The organism is Clostridioides sp. GD02377 (genome assembly GCF_045899875.1).
GTDB classification, from domain to species: domain Bacteria; phylum Bacillota; class Clostridia; order Peptostreptococcales; family Peptostreptococcaceae; genus Clostridioides; species Clostridioides difficile_A.
The window spans coordinates 1-16795 of the sequence record NZ_JBJODA010000009.1; the positions used below are offsets into that span (position 1 = coordinate 1).

Annotated in this window: 19 protein-coding genes and 1 riboswitch; of the genes, 18 read left to right on the forward strand and 1 reads right to left on the reverse strand. The window is 29.5% G+C overall.

Features of this window, described 5'->3' with window-relative positions; all coding sequences use genetic code 11:
- From Q3304_RS09320 to saoL, 11 genes are all read left to right on the forward strand, one after another.
- A partial coding sequence (locus tag Q3304_RS09320) for a zinc ribbon domain-containing protein (protein ID WP_407815427.1) occupies positions 1-126 on the forward strand: 126 nt, incomplete at its 5' end.
- Positions 127-262: 136 nt separating this feature from the next.
- Positions 263-1075, forward strand: coding sequence for a carboxylating nicotinate-nucleotide diphosphorylase (gene nadC / locus Q3304_RS09325; RefSeq protein WP_074178553.1), 813 nt, complete (start codon positions 263-265; stop codon positions 1073-1075).
- Positions 1076-1338: 263 nt separating this feature from the next.
- Positions 1339-1671 carry a DsrE-related protein SaoD gene (saoD, locus tag Q3304_RS09330; protein WP_054270968.1) on the forward strand — a complete coding sequence of 111 codons (333 nt, stop codon included), beginning with the start codon at positions 1339-1341 and terminating at the stop codon, positions 1669-1671.
- A gap of 88 nt (positions 1672-1759) precedes the next feature.
- Complete coding sequence (gene saoT / locus Q3304_RS09335; protein ID WP_243192668.1) at positions 1760-2017, forward strand: thioredoxin-like (seleno)protein SaoT; 258 nt, start codon at positions 1760-1762, stop codon at positions 2015-2017.
- A 25-nt stretch (positions 2018-2042) separates the two neighbouring features.
- On the forward strand, positions 2043-3128 hold the full coding sequence (gene saoE / locus Q3304_RS09340) for an efflux transporter SaoE (protein WP_054270967.1): 1086 nt from the start codon (positions 2043-2045) through the stop codon (positions 3126-3128).
- Positions 3121-3579: a Cys-Cys-COOH (seleno)protein SaoC gene (gene saoC, locus Q3304_RS09345; protein ID WP_054270966.1), complete on the forward strand. Its 459-nt coding sequence runs from the start codon at positions 3121-3123 to the stop codon at positions 3577-3579. Before saoE ends, saoC begins: the two co-directional genes overlap by 8 nt.
- A gap of 34 nt (positions 3580-3613) precedes the next feature.
- Positions 3614-4705: an ABC transporter substrate-binding subunit SaoX gene (gene saoX / locus Q3304_RS09350; protein ID WP_407814717.1), complete on the forward strand. Its 1092-nt coding sequence runs from the start codon at positions 3614-3616 to the stop codon at positions 4703-4705.
- A gap of 13 nt (positions 4706-4718) precedes the next feature.
- Positions 4719-5507, forward strand: coding sequence for an ABC transporter substrate-binding (seleno)protein SaoB (gene saoB, locus Q3304_RS09355; protein WP_243192749.1), 789 nt, complete (start codon positions 4719-4721; stop codon positions 5505-5507).
- Positions 5468-6274: an ABC transporter permease subunit SaoP gene (gene saoP, locus Q3304_RS09360; protein ID WP_243192666.1), complete on the forward strand. Its 807-nt coding sequence runs from the start codon at positions 5468-5470 to the stop codon at positions 6272-6274. Before saoB ends, saoP begins: the two co-directional genes overlap by 40 nt.
- Positions 6274-7026 (forward strand): ABC transporter ATP-binding protein SaoA, encoded by a 753-nt coding sequence (gene saoA / locus Q3304_RS09365; protein WP_054270961.1) that lies wholly within the window; start codon positions 6274-6276, stop codon positions 7024-7026. Before saoP ends, saoA begins: the two co-directional genes overlap by 1 nt.
- Before the next feature lie 12 nt (positions 7027-7038).
- Positions 7039-7680, forward strand: a complete 642-nt coding sequence (gene saoL, locus Q3304_RS09370; protein WP_407814716.1) for a MerB-like organometallic lyase SaoL — start codon at positions 7039-7041, stop codon at positions 7678-7680.
- 135 nt (positions 7681-7815) lie between these two features.
- On the opposite strand, the gene yidA is transcribed toward saoL, so the two are convergent.
- Positions 7816-8637 (reverse strand): sugar-phosphatase, encoded by an 822-nt coding sequence (gene yidA, locus Q3304_RS09375; RefSeq protein WP_243192664.1) that lies wholly within the window; start codon positions 8635-8637, stop codon positions 7816-7818.
- Positions 8638-9149: 512 nt separating this feature from the next.
- On the opposite strand from yidA, the gene Q3304_RS09380 reads away from it, so the two are divergent.
- The 7 genes from Q3304_RS09380 (at position 9150) to grdB (ending at position 16672) form a co-directional block, all read left to right on the forward strand.
- Entirely contained in the window at positions 9150-10844 is a 1695-nt protein-coding gene (locus Q3304_RS09380) for a M3 family oligoendopeptidase (protein WP_407814715.1), read from the forward strand.
- A 330-nt stretch (positions 10845-11174) separates the two neighbouring features.
- A riboswitch (glycine riboswitch) is annotated at positions 11175-11285 on the forward strand.
- A 103-nt stretch (positions 11286-11388) separates the two neighbouring features.
- Positions 11389-11760 carry a GrdX family protein gene (locus tag Q3304_RS09385; protein WP_407814714.1) on the forward strand — a complete coding sequence of 124 codons (372 nt, stop codon included), beginning with the start codon at positions 11389-11391 and terminating at the stop codon, positions 11758-11760.
- A 95-nt stretch (positions 11761-11855) separates the two neighbouring features.
- Positions 11856-12803 (forward strand): thioredoxin-disulfide reductase, encoded by a 948-nt coding sequence (trxB, locus tag Q3304_RS09390; RefSeq protein ID WP_021385149.1) that lies wholly within the window; start codon positions 11856-11858, stop codon positions 12801-12803.
- A 68-nt stretch (positions 12804-12871) separates the two neighbouring features.
- Complete coding sequence (trxA, locus tag Q3304_RS09395) at positions 12872-13189, forward strand: thioredoxin TrxA (protein WP_021385220.1); 318 nt, start codon at positions 12872-12874, stop codon at positions 13187-13189.
- 268 nt (positions 13190-13457) lie between these two features.
- The gene (locus tag Q3304_RS09400) at positions 13458-14744 is read left to right on the forward strand and encodes a glycine/sarcosine/betaine reductase component B subunit (protein ID WP_054270955.1); all 1287 of its coding nucleotides are present in this window, start codon (positions 13458-13460) and stop codon (positions 14742-14744) included.
- A 112-nt stretch (positions 14745-14856) separates the two neighbouring features.
- The gene (grdA, locus tag Q3304_RS09405) at positions 14857-15330 is read left to right on the forward strand and encodes a glycine/sarcosine/betaine reductase complex selenoprotein A (RefSeq protein WP_407814713.1); all 474 of its coding nucleotides are present in this window, start codon (positions 14857-14859) and stop codon (positions 15328-15330) included.
- A 31-nt stretch (positions 15331-15361) separates the two neighbouring features.
- Complete coding sequence (gene grdB / locus Q3304_RS09410; protein WP_079739758.1) at positions 15362-16672, forward strand: glycine reductase complex selenoprotein B; 1311 nt, start codon at positions 15362-15364, stop codon at positions 16670-16672.
- Positions 16673-16795 lie beyond the last annotated feature (123 nt).

The following is a 16795-nucleotide window of genomic DNA, read 5'->3' on the forward strand; positions in this document are numbered from 1 at the left end:
AATGAGGAAGTTAAGAATTTAAATATAAGAGAATGGATTTGTCCTTGTTGTAATGTAACTCACGATAGAGACACAAATGCGAGTATAAATATACTAAAAGAAGGACTAAGACTAATAACAGTTTAAAATAAATAACTTATGTAAGAACCGTAGGAACTACGGGGATAGCCTGTGGAGAATTGGTAAGACATATTTTAGTATGCGAAATTCTGTGAAACAGGAACCCTGTGACTCTAGTCATGGGAGGTTCAGTATTGATAGAATGATACAGGATGCTTTAATAGAAGATGTTCCAAGTGAAGATATAACAACTAATTCTATTGTGGATGAAAATTCTAAGTCTACTGTAGATTTAATTTGTAAGCAAGATGGTATAATAGCTGGATTAGGTGTATTTAAGAGGGTTTTTGAGATACTTGGAAATGTAGATGTAGAGTTATATAAAAATGATGGTGATAAAGTAGAAAATCGTGAAAAGATAGCTGTATTAACTGGGAATACTAGAAATTTACTTGTAGGAGAACGTGTAGCATTAAATTATTTACAAAGAATGAGTGGTATAGCCACTACTACTAGTAAATATGTTGAAAAGCTTGAAGGTACAAATACAAAATTGTTAGATAGTAGAAAAACAATACCTAATCTTAGAATATTAGATAAATATTCTGTAAAAGTAGGTGGAGGATGTAATCATAGATTTAATTTATCTGATGGAATTTTGCTTAAAGACAATCACATTGGAGCCGCTGGTGGTGTCAAAAATGCAGTTGAACTAGCTAGAAAAAACACTTCTTTTGTTAGAAAAATAGAAGTAGAAGTGGAAACCTTAGATATGGTAAAAGAAGCTTTAGAAGCAAAAGCAGATATAATAATGTTGGATAATATGAGCTTAGAAATGGCAAAACAAGCTATAGATATTATAAATGGAAGAGCAATTGTAGAATTTTCTGGAAATGTGAATTTAGATACTATAGAATCTATAGGAAAAATTGGAGTGGATGTTGTTTCTGTAGGAGCACTTACACACTCTGTCAAAGCTCTCGATATAAGTATGAAAAATCTGAGAAATATATAAATTTGATATTGATATAAATTTAATTAAGATAGACTCCATAAATTTACTATGTAAATTTATGGAGTCTATCTTTTATTTATTAAAATTAATAAAAATATAGAAAAATTTAATTAATAATTTAATTTATATAGAAAAATACTATATACACTTTTGATGATATAGTTATTAACTATTTTACAGATAAATACAAAAGAACTTATAATGTAATTGTATATGTAAAAATTTGTATAAAATTTAGGGAAAAATTGGATGGAGGAATAAAAATGAAAGTAGCATATATCTTCAATAGTACTAATGTACATAAAATTTTAGACAAAATGATAATACCACAATTAGAACAAGGAACTCATGGAGTAGATGTTCTAGGGATGTTTTTCTTTATGGATAATACATTATTCTTATCTAAAGGGAATCCAATAGGAGAAAAACTAAGTGAATTACATAAAAAAACGGATATGATAATAATGGCTTGTGACCAATGTGCTATAGAGAGAGGGATAGAGAATAACTTGGTTGATGGGGCTACGATTGGATGTTTTCCAAACTTATATGCTTGTTTAGGTAGTGCAGGTATAGACCAAGTCATAACATTATAAAACAGTTTGGTATACAATCCATGGGAAAACTTATTTTCTGTGGATTATTTTAAGTCAAGGATAAATTGTTTGAGTAGGGGATGAACAAATGTCTAAAGTTTTAGTTGAATTTATAAATACTTGACCATCTTGTGATGAGCATGGAGTGTTTATAAAAAAAATGTCAGAAAAGTATACTGATAAATTGGAAGTGAAACTGTATCAGGCAGGTAAAGATTTTTCATATGTAAAAAAATATGGAATTATAACAAAAGGAACTTTAATAATAAATCAGAAAAAAAAATATGACAGATTAAATAAAGATACAATTGAAAAGGCGATAGTAGAAGCTATAAATAATAGTTAAAAGTTTAAAATTAGGAGTATCAAAAATGAATATATTAGAAATTGTTTTAAATGGAATTAAAGAGACTATAGTAGCTTCTATAGTTACATTGAATGGAGCATCAGGATGGCTTATGATAAGTTTTATATTAGCAGGTGTACTTCACAATGTTTTAACTCCAAAAAGGTTTCAAAAACAACTTGGAAATAAGAAGTTTTCTTCTTTGATTAAAAGCACTATCTCAGGAATGTTTTTACCAATATGTAGCTGTGGAGTAATCCCACTTGGTATAAGTATGTATTATTCTGGAGCATACCTAGGACCAGTGCTTGCTTTTATGACATCAACTCCAATAATAAATCCAATAGCTGTAGTTCTTTGTCTAGGTCTTTTGGGGCCTAAAGTTACAATTATTTATCTAATAGCTGGTTTTTTAGTGCCATTTTTAGTAGGATTTTTAGGGAATTGTTTTGGAAAAGAAGAATTATCTTTGCATAATGATTCAGATGAAGATGTAATAGAATTAGAAGAAGAAAAGAGAAGTTTTATAGAAAATCTGATTGATGGTCTTAAATGGTCTTTTGGAGAGTTAGCTCTTACTATTAGTAAATATGTAGTAATGGGAATGCTTTTTGCAGGTTTTATAACAACAATTTTTCCAAATAGCATAATTCAAAAATATCTAGGTAATCCAGGATTGATATCTCTTGGAAGTATAGCAATACTTGCATGTGTCATGTATGTGTGTGCAGTAGGACATATTCCATTTATAGCTGCCCTTGTTGCAAGTGGAGCTTCTCCTGGGATAGCGATAACGTTTTTAATAGCTGGAGCAGCTACAAACTTACCAGAACTTATAAGTATGTTTAAACTTATTGGGAAAAGAACTGTTATTATATATTCAGTAACTTTGACACTATCCTCAATAATAATTGGATACATAACAAATTTACTTTTAGTAAATGACAATTCAGTAAATTTAGATACAACAAATTCTTCAATACAGTTGGCAAATAAACTAATGTTAAATATACCAGATAGTTTTGAATATGTGTGTACGATTGTAATTATTTTATTTGCATTTAAATCAATAATACCAAAAATGAAAGAGGTCATAGGAAATCATGCTTAAAAAGATAGTTATAATATCCTGTATAGTAGTAGCATTAATAGTTTTATCAAAGATAGTGGATGATAACCTTGAAGAAGATGCCTCTATTCCAAATGTGAATAAAGAAACATTGGAATATTTTAGAAAAAATCATAAAGAAAATATAATAACTTGTGCTGAAGAAGATTTAAATAATGATGGGAAAAAAGATTTAGTAGTTATATATAAAAAAGGTAATAATTCAAATGAAATGGTAGTGGTAGTTTCTGACAAAAACAGTCATTACATAACAAAACCAATACCAGCACCTATAGAGAATCAAACTATAAATTTTAAAAATATTGATGATGAACCACCAATAGAAGTAATTGTGTCAGGTTCTAAGAATGGTAATGTAGGGTATGCAATTTATAGGGTAGAAGGCAACAAGTTTGTTGATTTATTTGGAGAAGATATGGACAAATGTTGCTAAAAATAAAAATAATACACAAAGGTGGGAAATTTAGATGAGAGTATCTAAGAAGATTCAAGCATTAATCTTAGTTAGTGTAATGGGGGCATCTATACTAACAGGCTGTAGTAGTAAACCAAAAGAGAAAGAAGAAGCAAAAGCTGGGAAGGATGATTATACAATAACAGTAGGGTATTATAACTGTGACCATATGACTGCTGGACCAGTAGCAGAAGCAGCTGGAATATATAAAGATTTAGGTCTTAATGTAAAAACTGTTGGAAATGGTAAAGTTCCTGAAGCTATGGCAGCAGGGAAAATGGATGCCGGTTATATAGGAACAAAAGGTCTTGTGGGGGCTATACCTAAAGGTTCACCAATAACAATAGCAGCTAATAATCATACAGGTGGTTCTGAATATTTAATAGTTTCAAAAGATATAAAAGAACCTAAAGATTTACTAGGTAAAAAAATTGCAACAGATATGAGTGATTTCTTATGGACAAGTGATTATGGACCAGAAACAGGTCTACCAACTGACCCGTCAAAATATGAAATTGTAAATATGGATTCAGATAAAGATAAATACTTAGCTCTTAAGACTGGAAAAATACAAGCATTTACATCTTGTGACCCTTGGGGTTCTGTAGCTGAAAATGATGGTGCAGGAAAAATAATAGCATCTACTCAATATAAAGAAAAAGCTAATGGTAAAGAATATAACTGTTGCTCATTCTCATTAAACAAAAACTTTATAAAAGAACATCCAGATTTAGCAAAAAAATTGGTTCTAGCCCATACAAAAGCAATAGAATACATATATACAAATCCAGCTGAAGCTGCTAAGATATTTGCAAAATATTATAATGTAGAAGAAGAAGTTGCACTTAGAACTATTTATAAAAAGACAGTTGGAGAAGGTAGAACACTTACTTGGAAAGTTACAGGAGAAGAATATAAAAACAATTTACAAATGTATAAAGATTTAAAAGCACTAGATGATATACCTAAATATGAAGATACAATTGATACAAGTTTATTGGATTCTTGTGGAGCAGATGATTTTGATAAATTTATAAAAGAAAAAGTTAATCCAGAGTTCCCTGAAGGTTTGAGTTATGAAGATTGGAAAGCAAAGGTATTATAAATAAATGGAGAATATAAAAAATATAATAATACTTTTTATTATTGTTTTGGGAAGTATATTTATAATATTTTTTAATTTTGAAGATAAAGAAGAAATAGAAGGAAAACTAAGAATAGGGGTATCTGATGATACCTCTGGTTTTGTAATAAATTATATGGTAAATAGAGACTACTTTGAAAATATAAAAGTAAGTGATGTAATGGATACTTTTACAATTAATGATTGCTGAGCAAGTACAATGCAATGGGCTCTGAGTTCAGAGGAAATAGATATAGCAATTATATGTAAAGATGCCGCAAAACAGTATGTAAATGCAACTAGTGGATTTGAAATTGTTGGCACAGTAGTTCAAAATTCAGATGTATTCTTATTAAGTAATAGCAATCCTAAAAAAATTGGAATCATTCAAAACAGAAATTATCAGTCAGAATTAGTGAAGAAATATTATGAAAATGTAGAAATATCTCCTTTATTAGGGACTGCATTAGCATATGGATTAGAAAGCAATCTAGTAGATGGTGTTGTAATAGACTGTATAAAATCAATCGGATTAGAAGGTACAAGAAAATCTACAACTGAATTGGGAGATTATGATACTTATGTTTTAGTTGTAAGCAAAAAATTTAAAAAAAGTAAAGCATATAGTGATTTTATAAAACTTTACAATAAAAGTGTTGATGCTTTAAATAATGAATCTACATTTAAGAATACACTGAAAGAGTACAAGAATATAAGAAATATAGATATGGAGGAAATAAGAAATTGGAAATTAAAGTTTCTAAAGATAAAAGAGATAGATTAACTAAGAAAAAATCTGATAGTAGTATGGATATTCTATACAAGATAATACTCTTAGTCATTATATTTTCAGTTTGGCATTTTGCGGCAAAAGATATAGGAAGCTCTTTATTACTTCCAATGCCAGTAGATGTAATAAAAGGTTTCTTTTATTGTGTAACAGATGTAGAGACAGTTACTAATCTTTTTATAACATTACAGAGAGTACTCAAAGGTTTTATGTATGCGCTATTATTTGGGCTTCCAATAGGGTTTATCATGGGATTTTCTAAAACTTTTGAAAAAGTTTTATCTCCAGTCGTAGATTCTGTAAGACAGGTTCCTATAATGGCATGGGTGCCTCTTACTATAGTATGGTTTGGTATAGGAGATGGTCCAACAATATTTTTAATAGCTTTTTCAGGAGTTTTTCCTATAATCTTAAATACTATTCAAGGTGTAAGAGCAATATCAAAAGATTATTATAATGCAGCTAGAAGTATGGGGGCATCGCCATTTGTAATATTTACAAATGTAATAGTGCCAGCGTCTCTTCCTGATATACTAACTGGTTCAAGAATAGCTATAAGTACAGGATGGATGTCTGTTATCTGAGCGGAGTTTATAGCTACGAGTGCCGGTCTCGGTTACTCAATGGTACAAGCTCAAACATTAATGCATACAGATGTATTAATTGGGCTTATGATATTTGCAGCTTTAATAGGATTTATAATAGATAGAGTATTAAAGTTTATAAATAAAATCCTTTGTAGATGGAGGTTTGCAGATTAATGAAGTTAAGTGTAAGAGATATAAATAAAACATTTGTAAATAATAAAGTACATACAAAGGTTTTAGAAGATATAAGTATGGATATAGAAAATGGTCAATTTGTTTGTCTTTTAGGGCCATCAGGGTGTGGAAAAACGACGCTACTTACTATAATAGGTGGATTTCAAAAATCAGAAAGTGGAGATGTTTTTATAAATGATAAAAAAGTTAAAAAACCAGGTATAGATAGAGCTTTCATATTTCAAAATTATGCTTTATTTCCTTGGAAAACTATAAGAGGAAATGTTCTATTTCCTATGAAACAACAGAAAATACCAAAGGAAAAAAGAGAAGAAATGTTAGAAGAACTTTTAGTTATGTCAGATTTAAAAGGGAAAGAAAAGTTGTTTCCTCATCAATTATCTGGAGGGATGAAACAAAGGGTTGCTATGATAAGAGCCTTAGCATGCAATCCAGAAGTATTATTAATGGATGAACCATTGGGAGCAGTTGACTTTCAAATGAGACAAAACTTACAAGAAGAGCTAGAAAGAATATGGACAAAAAAGAAAATAACTGCATTAATGGTAACTCATGATGTTGACGAAGCTGTATATATGAGTGATAGAGTTATTGTAATGTCAAGAGATAAAGGAAGAGTTATTGACGATATAAACATAGATATTCCAAGACCTAGAGTTAGAGGAAGTAAAAAATATGAAGAATATAAGAATAGATTAACTGATACTTTATCGAAGTGTTATGAAGTTTAAAGAGGAGTAGATATGAGTCAGATAGAAAAATACAATAGTTTGGATGACGTACAACAAAAAATAAGACTATCTATTATGGATGTAATAATAGAAAAAGGTTCTAGTGTTACACTTCAAGAAGTGACTGAATATATAAGTGAAAACTTGAAGTTAGAAAAGGAATATATAGAAAATACATTACAATATTTTATTGATAAAAATATAATGGTTGTTGATGAAGATAGTATAAATTTTATATATCCTGTATCAGCATTACCAACTAATCATAAAGTAACTTTGAGCGATGGGCGAAGTTTTAGTGCAATGTGTGCTATAGATGCTATAGGAACTTCTTGCACATTTAATCAAGATGTAAGAATAAATTCTATGTGTAGTGTTACAGGGAAAGAAATAGAAATATTTATAAAAAACGAAAAAATTGAATACGTCAATAACCCACATTTAAGAGTGCTTCATATAAATCTTGATAAATATTCAAACTGGGCAGCAAGTTGCTGAAATATAATGAATTTCTTCTGGACGAAGAATGATTTTGATGCTTGGATAAAAGAATCTGGTTTATCAGATGACGATGATGTATATTGTTTAGATATTAATGAAGCAATAGTAGAATCATATAAAATATTTAAATTGAAACAAAAAGTATTATTCTAGATATACATATATGAAAAACTAAAACAACCTTTAGCTAAAAATATTAGATAATATTTAATCTATATACTTTTATTATCAAGTATATAGATTAAATAGAATTTAAAGCTAAAGATGTATTTTTAGTTTTTTATATGTTTAAATAGCTCTATTAAGTATATATTTATTTATAACCTTTGCAACTCCATTTTCGTTATTGGTATCTGTAACATAATCAGCAATTTCTTTTATACTATCACGTGCATTTCCCATAGCTACACCAAGACCTGCATACTTTATCATATGTTGGTCATTTTCTTCATCACCAACAGCAATAGCTTCTTCTATAGGAATATCTAAATTAGTACACAATGTCTTAAGGGCAGTTCCTTTATTAGTAGTTTTACCTAAAAACTCTAGATAAAAAGGAGCAGACCTTACTATAGTATATTTATTGAATAAATTTTTAGGTAGCTGTTGTATAATTTCTTCTAATCTTTCTGGTTCATCAACTATCATAATTTTACAGATTTTAATAGATTCATCAATTTTATCTTTTTGTATATATTTAACATCTATATCATTTAATTTAGCTTCATGAAGAGTATACTTACCAGGAATTTCGTTTGGTGTAATTAAATTGGTCATTGTATTTATGTGTATTTTGGTATTATATTTTTTACAAACGTTATTATATATAAAATCAAAGTCATCTAAAGTCATTTCCACATCATGTATAATTTCTTCACTCTTGACTTCTTGAATAATGGCTCCATTAAAACATATAACATAATCACCTTCATCTGTTAAGTTTAATTGGTTTAGAAGTGCTTTTACACCAGGAAGAGGTCTGCCTGTTGTTATAACAACTTTGGCACCAGCCTTTTTTGCTTCTTGAATAGAATCAAAGACCTCAGGAGTAATCCTTTTTTGTGTGTTTAATATTGTTCCATCAATATCTAATGCGATTAATTTGTACATATCAACCTCCAGTAAATTATATACTCAATTTTCCTGTGAAAACGTTGACACAACTAGCGTTGAACAAAATTTCAGTGGAAAATATGATTAGTTTTGTATACTATTATACCAAGAGATAAGCAATTTAGAAAGTTTAATAATATTAATTTTTTGATAAAAATATTATCTATATAATATGTATATTTAAAAAGTAGATTTTTAATTGTTTTGTAAGTATCAATTATAAAAATGCTATCGTTTGCATTATTATATAAATAGAAGTATTTGTTATAAAAGCTACGGTTTTTATATGAATGTTTTTCCAATAATATACATGGTAGTTGATTTTATATCACAAAATATTGTAATTATATCAATCATATGTTATTATTCAACATGATTACAATGTAAAGAATATTTAATATATATAATAATTTATAAATTAGACTTAGGCAGTATATAAAACTATGTATATCGAAGATATAAAAGTATGATATAAAGATATAAAATAAAGTTGCAAAGGAGCGTTTTAAATGAAGTTTTCACAATTTAAGTATGAAAGACCCAATTATGATAGTATAAAAAAAGAATTTTTGGAGTGTGTAGAAGATATAAAAAAATCCTGTACCTATGAAGAACAACAAGAAAATATACATAAGATTAATTTATTGAGAAATAAAATAGAAACGTTGTCAAATATAGCATCAATAAGATACAGTATAGATACACTTAATAAATTCTATCAAGAGGAAAAAAATTACTGGGATGAATATTTGCCTTTGTATGAAGAGTTAAATTCTTATTTTTATGATGTTGTAATAAATTCAAAGTTTAAATGTGATTTAATAAAAAAATTTGGAAAACAATTTTTCACAATAATAGACTATTCTCTGAAAAGTTTTTCTAAAGATATAATAAGTGAATTGCAAGAAGAAAATAAATTGTGTTCAGAGTATACTAAACTTTTAGCATCAGCACAAATAATGTTCGATGGAGAAGAAAGAAATTTATCTAGCATGGGAAAGTTTATGTACTCTAATTGTAGGAAGACAAGAGAATTGGCCAACAAAGCATATTATAATTTTTTTGAAGAAAATGAATCAAAATTTGATGACATATTTGATAAATTAGTTAAACTTAGAGATAAGATATCTAAAAAATTAGGCTTTGAAGATTTTGTAGAGCTTGGATATATCAGAATGATGAGAAGTGACTATAGAGAAGATATGGTAGAAAATATTAGAAAGCAAGTATTAAAATATGTTGTTCCAATGGCCAATGAGCTTTATAAAAAACAAGCTAAAAGACTTGGTCTAGAAAACTTAAGTTACATAGATGAAGACGTGGAATTTTTAACAGGAAATGCAAGATTAAAAGGTGATTCAAAATACATAATTCAGAATGGGCAAAGGATGTATAGTGAACTTTCAAAAGAAACAGAGGAATTTTTTAATTTTATGCTAGAAAATGAACTTATGGATTTAGAAACAAAGAAAGGAAAAGGAGCAGGAGGTTATTGTACATACATACCAGACTACAAGTCACCATTCATTTTTTCTAACTTCAACCAAACTTATGATGACATAGATGTATTAACACATGAAGCAGGACATGCGTTCCAGTTATACATGTCTAGATGGATTGATATGCCAGAGATTAATTTTCCAACACTTGACAGCTGTGAAATTCATTCAATGAGTATGGAATTTATAACATGGCCATGGATGAATCTGTTTTTTAAAGAAGATACAGATAAATATAAATTTACTCACTTGTCGACAGCCATCAAATTTATACCTTATGGAATAATTGTTGATGAATTTCAGCATTATGTTTATAAAAATCCTAATGAGGATAAAGCAAAAAGAAAAGAAAAATGGAGATATTTAGAGAAAAAATACTTACCTCATAGGAACTATGACAATAATTCTTTTTTAGATAGAGGGTGTTGGTGGTTTAAGCAAGGTCATATATTTAAAAATCCATTTTATTATATAGACTATGTACTAGCTCAACTTTGTGCATTACAATTTTGGAAAAAAATGATTCAAGATAGAGATGCAGGATGGCAAGATTATATAAATATTTGTAGAGTTGGAGGAACAAAATCATTTTTAGATATTGTAAGTGTGGGAAATCTACATTCACCATTTGATAATGACTGTGTTAAGTCTATCATAGGGGAGGTTAAATCTTGGTTTGATGAAGTAAATGATAGCAAATTATAAAAAATTATGAGAATTTTACCATATAAAAAAGAAAAATTAAAGAATATGTAAAAATCAAAGGGATGATACACAAATAGTTATATTTTTAATCAGTTTGAGAAAGTAAACCAAAAAAGGTTTGCACTTAAAAAAAAAAGAAAATACAGGAAATATGCAATATCAACACTTGGAAAAAAAAGTAAAAATGTATACAAAATACATATAAAAAAACTATTGCAAATTTTATAGAATGTTTATATACTTAAGTCAACAGAGATAGAAAAAAGCTATTTATAGAAAACAAAGGATAAATTGCTTAATTTTCAATTTTCTGATAACTTAATAATCCGGATGAAGAGTATGGGAGACTGCTTTATAAAAAGCGACCGAAGGGACAAATTTAATCCTATTTACCCAAAAGATTAGATGAAATTCTCAGGTAAAAATGACTGTACTTGGACGGGGCTCTGAAAATGATTTTAACAGGGAAGACAAATTGGGAGATTTGTTTTTCCTGTTTTTTATTTATCAAGTAATAAATAAAAGATTGAAAGAGAGTAAAAAAATGATAATAATTACAAATAATCCAAAAGTAAGAGAAGAAGTTCAAGAAAGAGAAGTTTTGTTTAAATACACAACTTATATTGGTATCTTAGAAGCAAGTAGAGATTTGATACATGAAGGGTATGAACTTTTATCTCATCCACTCTATGGGAGTGTAAAACCAAATGAAACACCTTATAGAACTATTATACTAAAGAGAGGAAATCGTTTGGATATAAACTCTTTAACCTTAATTGAAGAAGCAATCATCACTGCAAGTAAATTTCAGAATAATAAAAAGACTCCAAAATGGACAGAAAGTGTTCAAGACGACTTTAGAGTAATTGATTATGATATATTTTATAATACAATACAAAGAATGCAGTATGAATAAAAAAATTTGTTAAAAAGTTATTAAAGCAGCCTAAATATTAAATCTAATTTAATATTAAATAAAATGAGAAATCTAATTGGGGAGGATAAGTCAAAATGGAAAATGTATATGACTTAGTAATAATTGGTTCAGGACCAGCAGGGCTTGCAGCAGGGCTTTATGGGGCAAGAGCAAAGTTGAATACTCTAATCCTAGAAAAAGACAAAACTGGTGGGCAAATTGTAATAACACATGAAATTGCAAATTATCCAGGGTCAGTTCCAAATGCAACAGGACCAAGTTTAATAGCTAGAATGGTTGAACAATGCAAAGAGTTTGGAGCAGAAATTCTAAGAGATAACATTGTAGATACTGAGCTAGATGGAGATATAAAAGTTTTAAAAGGCCAAAAAGCAGAGTATAGAGCTAAAGCAGTAATAATAGGAACAGGAGCAACTCCAAGAAAAATTGGTTGCCCAGGGGAAAAAGAACTTACTGGTAAAGGTGTTTCATATTGTGCAACTTGCGATGCAGATTTCTTTGAAGATTTTGAAGTGTTTGTTGTAGGTGGAGGAGATAGTGCATTAGAAGAAGCAATGTATTTAACTAAATTTGCTAGAAAAGTAACAATTGTACATAGAAGACAAGGATTTAGATGTGCTAAGAGTGTTGAAGAAAAAGCAAAAGCTAATCCAAAGATAGAATTCTTATTAGATACAGTAATAGAAGAAATCAAAGGTGATGGAATATTAGAGTCAGTAGTATTTAAAAACAAGATTACTGGAGAAACTCATGAATATTTTGCAGATGAAGAAGATGGAACAATGGGAGTATTTGTTTTCGTTGGATTAGATGCTCAAACTGATTTATTCAAAGGTAAAGTTGATATGGACGAAAAAGGTTATATAATAACTGATGAAGACATGAAAACTAACATACCAGGTGTATTTGCAGCAGGAGATTGTAGATCTAAAACTCTAAGACAGGTTGTAACTGCAACTAATGATGGAGCAATTGCATCTATAGTAGCTGAGAAATACATTGATGAAAAGTTTGGAAACTAAAAGTCTGTAAATTCAATTTAATAAATAATATTTAAAATAAAATAAAAATTTCAAGGGGGAAAAATAAAATGTTAGATTTAGATAAGGCTACATTTGAAGAAGAAGTTTTAAACGCAGAAGGTTTTGTATTTGTTGATTTCTGGAGTGAAGGTTGTGAGCCTTGTAAAGCTTTAATGCCAGATGTTCATAAATTAGCTGAGACTTATGGGGACAAAATAAAATTCTGTAAGATGGATACAACAAAAGCTAGAAGATTAGCTATAAAACAAAAAGTATTAGGCCTTCCAACTATGGCTATATACAAAGATGGGGAAAAAGTAGACGAAGTTACTAAAGATGATGCTACAGTTCCTAATATAGAAGACATGATTAAAAAATATCTTTAAGATATTGGCGAAATATTAACAATAAAGTAAAAATATGTTTTAGTCTGAAGATAATAAGATAAAAGAGGTTTTTATATTCAAGTTTGTTAAAAAAATAATTTTAAATAAAATAATTTTTTTACAGTAAATATTTTTTAATAATATAACAAATATTTAAGACATAAAAATACTATATTATAAAATTATCTTTAATAAAAGTTATAAAATGATATAATTTTGAGAAAAACTCAAATGCATATACACAAATTAAATAACAGGAGGTGCAAGTATGCGTCTTGAATTAGGGAAAATCTTTATAAAAGATATTCAATTTGGTGATGTAACAGAAGTAAAAGATGGAGTATTATTCATCAATAAGCAAGAGATGCTACAAGAGATTGGTGGAGATGAGCATATAAAATCTATAGATATAGAATTAGCTCGTCCAGGTGAAAGCGTAAGAATAACACCTGTAAAAGATGTTATCGAGCCAAGAGTAAAAGTTGAAGGTAATGGGGGAATATTCCCAGGTATAATGTCTAAAGTTGACACTGTAGGAGAAGGAAAAACTCATGCTTTAAAAGGTGTAGCTGTTGTAACTACTGGAAAAATAGTAGGTTTCCAAGAAGGTATAGTAGACATGACTGGAGAAGGAGCTAAATACACTCCATTTTCTAAATTAAATAATGTTGTAGTAATAGCTGAACCTATTGATGGTTTAAAACAATATGCTCATGAAAAAGCTGTTAGAATGATAGGATTTAAAGCAGCAATGTATTTAGGCGAAGCAGCAAGAAATCTTACTCCAGATGAAGTTTCAGTATATGAAACTAAGCCTCTTCTTGAGTCAATAAAAGAATATCCAGAACTTCCAAAAGTAGGATATGTTTACATGCTTCAAACTCAAGGATTATTACATGATACTTATGTATATGGAGTGGATGCAAAACAAATAGTACCAACTTTATTATATCCAACAGAATTAATGGACGGAGCAATTGTAAGTGGTAACTGTGTTTCTGCGTGTGACAAAAACCCAAGTTATGTTCATATAAACAATGGAGTTGTTGAAGACTTATATGCAAGACATGGTAAAGATATAAACTTTGTAGGTGTAATTATAACTAATGAAAATGTTTACCTAGCAGACAAAGAAAGATCTTCAAACTGGACTTCTAAATTATGTAAATACTTAGGATTAGATGCAGTTATAGTTTCACAAGAAGGTTTTGGAAATCCAGATACTGACCTTATAATGAACTGTAAGAAGATAGAAATGCAAGGTGTAAAAACTGTTATAGTTACAGATGAATATGCTGGACGTGATGGAGGTTCTCAATCACTTGCAGATGCAGATGTAAGAGCTGATGCTGTTGTAACAGGTGGAAATGCTAACCAAGTTGTAGTACTTCCTAAATTAGATAAAGTAATTGGTCATTTAGAAGTAGTAGATGTAATAGCCGGTGGTTCTGATGGAAGCTTAAAGGCTGATGGAACTATTGAAGTTGAAATACAAGCTATAACAGGTGCAACTAATGAAACAGGATTTGGTCATTTAACTGCTAAAGGATATTAAGAAGTATTTTATTAAACGATTGAGTAATGTTAATTAAACATATTATAGATAAATTATAATAAATGTTATAGATATAAAAAAATATATTAGAAATATAATAAGGAGGATTATTATGAGTTTACTTAGTAATAAAAAGGTTCTTATAATAGGTGACCGTGATGGTATACCAGGACCTGCGATAGAAGAATGTGTAAAAACAGTAGAAGGAGCAGAGGTTGTTTTCTCATCTACAGAATGCTTTGTCTGAACTGCTGCTGGGGCTATGGACTTAGAAAATCAAAACAGAGTTAAAGAAGCTGCTGATAAATTCGGAGCTGAAAATGTTGTGATTTTACTAGGTGCTGCTGAAGCCGAAGCTGCAGGTCTTGCAGCCGAAACAGTAACTGCTGGGGATCCAACTTTCGCTGGACCACTTGCTGGAGTTGCTTTAGGATTAAGTGTTTACCATGTTGTAGAAGAACCAATGAAAGTTTTATTTGATGAAACTGTATATGAAGATCAAATAAGTATGATGGAAATGGTTTTAGAAGTTGAAGAAATAGAAGAAGAAATGTCTGGTATAAGAGAAGAATTTTGTAAATTTTAATGCCTAAAAGCAAAAGGGGTGAAACTAAGAGATGGGAAAACTAAAAGCGGTACATTATATTAATCAGTTCTTTGCTGGTATAGGTGGAGAAGAAAAAGCTGATACTAAGCCACATGTGGCAGAAACTTTACCTCCAATAAGTTTACAACTTGATAAATTATTAGGTGAAGATATTGAAATAGTTGGAACAGTAGTATGTGGAGATAGCTACTTCAATGAAAATATAGACAGTGCAAGTGAAGAAGTTTTAGGAATGATAAAAGGTTTTGAACCACAACTTTTCATAGCTGGTCCTGCATTTAATGCTGGTAGATATGGAGTTGCTGCTGGAACAATAACTAAAGTTGTAAAAGATGCTTTAAATATACCAGCCCTAACAGGTATGTATATTGAAAATCCAGGTGCAGATATGTTCAAAAAAGAAGTTTATGTAGTAGAAACTTCTGATTCTGCAGCAGGTATGAGAAAAGCACTTCCTAAAATAGCAAAGCTTGCAGTAAAACTTGCTAATGGAGAAGAAATTGGAACTCCTAAAGATGAAGGATACATAGCTAGAGGAATAAGAGTTAACTACTTCCATGAAGACAGAGGTTCTAAGAGAGCTGTTGACATGTTAGTTAAGAAAATAAAAGGTGAACCATTTGAAACTGAATACCCAATGCCAAACTTTGATAGAGTTGACCCAAGTAACGCTGTAAAAGATTTATCAAAATGCAAAATAGCTTTAGTTACTTCAGGTGGTATAGTTCCAAAAGGAAACCCTGATAGAATAGAGTCTTCTTCAGCTTCTAAATATGGAACTTATTCTATAGCAGGAGTTATGGATTTAACAGAAGAGACTTATGAAACTGCACATGGTGGATATGACCCAGTGTATGCAAATTTAGATGCAGATAGAGTATTACCTGTTGATGTTCTTAGAGATTTAGAAAAAGAAGGTGTGATTGGAAAATTACATGAAACTTTTTACACAACTGTAGGTAATGGTACATCTGTTGCAAACTCTAAAAAATATGCTTCTGAAATTGGAGCAGCATTAGTGGCTGATGGTGTAGATGCAGTAATATTAACTTCTACATGAGGTACTTGTACTCGTTGCGGTGCAACGATGGTAAAAGAAATAGAAAAAACTGGACTTCCAGTAGTTCATATGTGTACAGTAGTACCTATTTCATTAACAGTAGGGGCTAATAGAATAGTTCCAACTATAGCAATACCTCATCCACTTGGAAATCCAGCGCTTGACCCTACAGAAGAAAAAGCCTTAAGAAGAGGCCTTGTAGAAAAAGCATTAAACGCTTTAACTACAGAAGTAGATGGTCAAACAGTATTTGAAAAATAAAAATAACACACACATATATTATATAGATAAAAATATAAACACACACTAAAAATAAAAAATAACTATACACAAAAAAATAATATAGATTTCATGAATGGGTAAATTGGAGTTATTCATTCATGA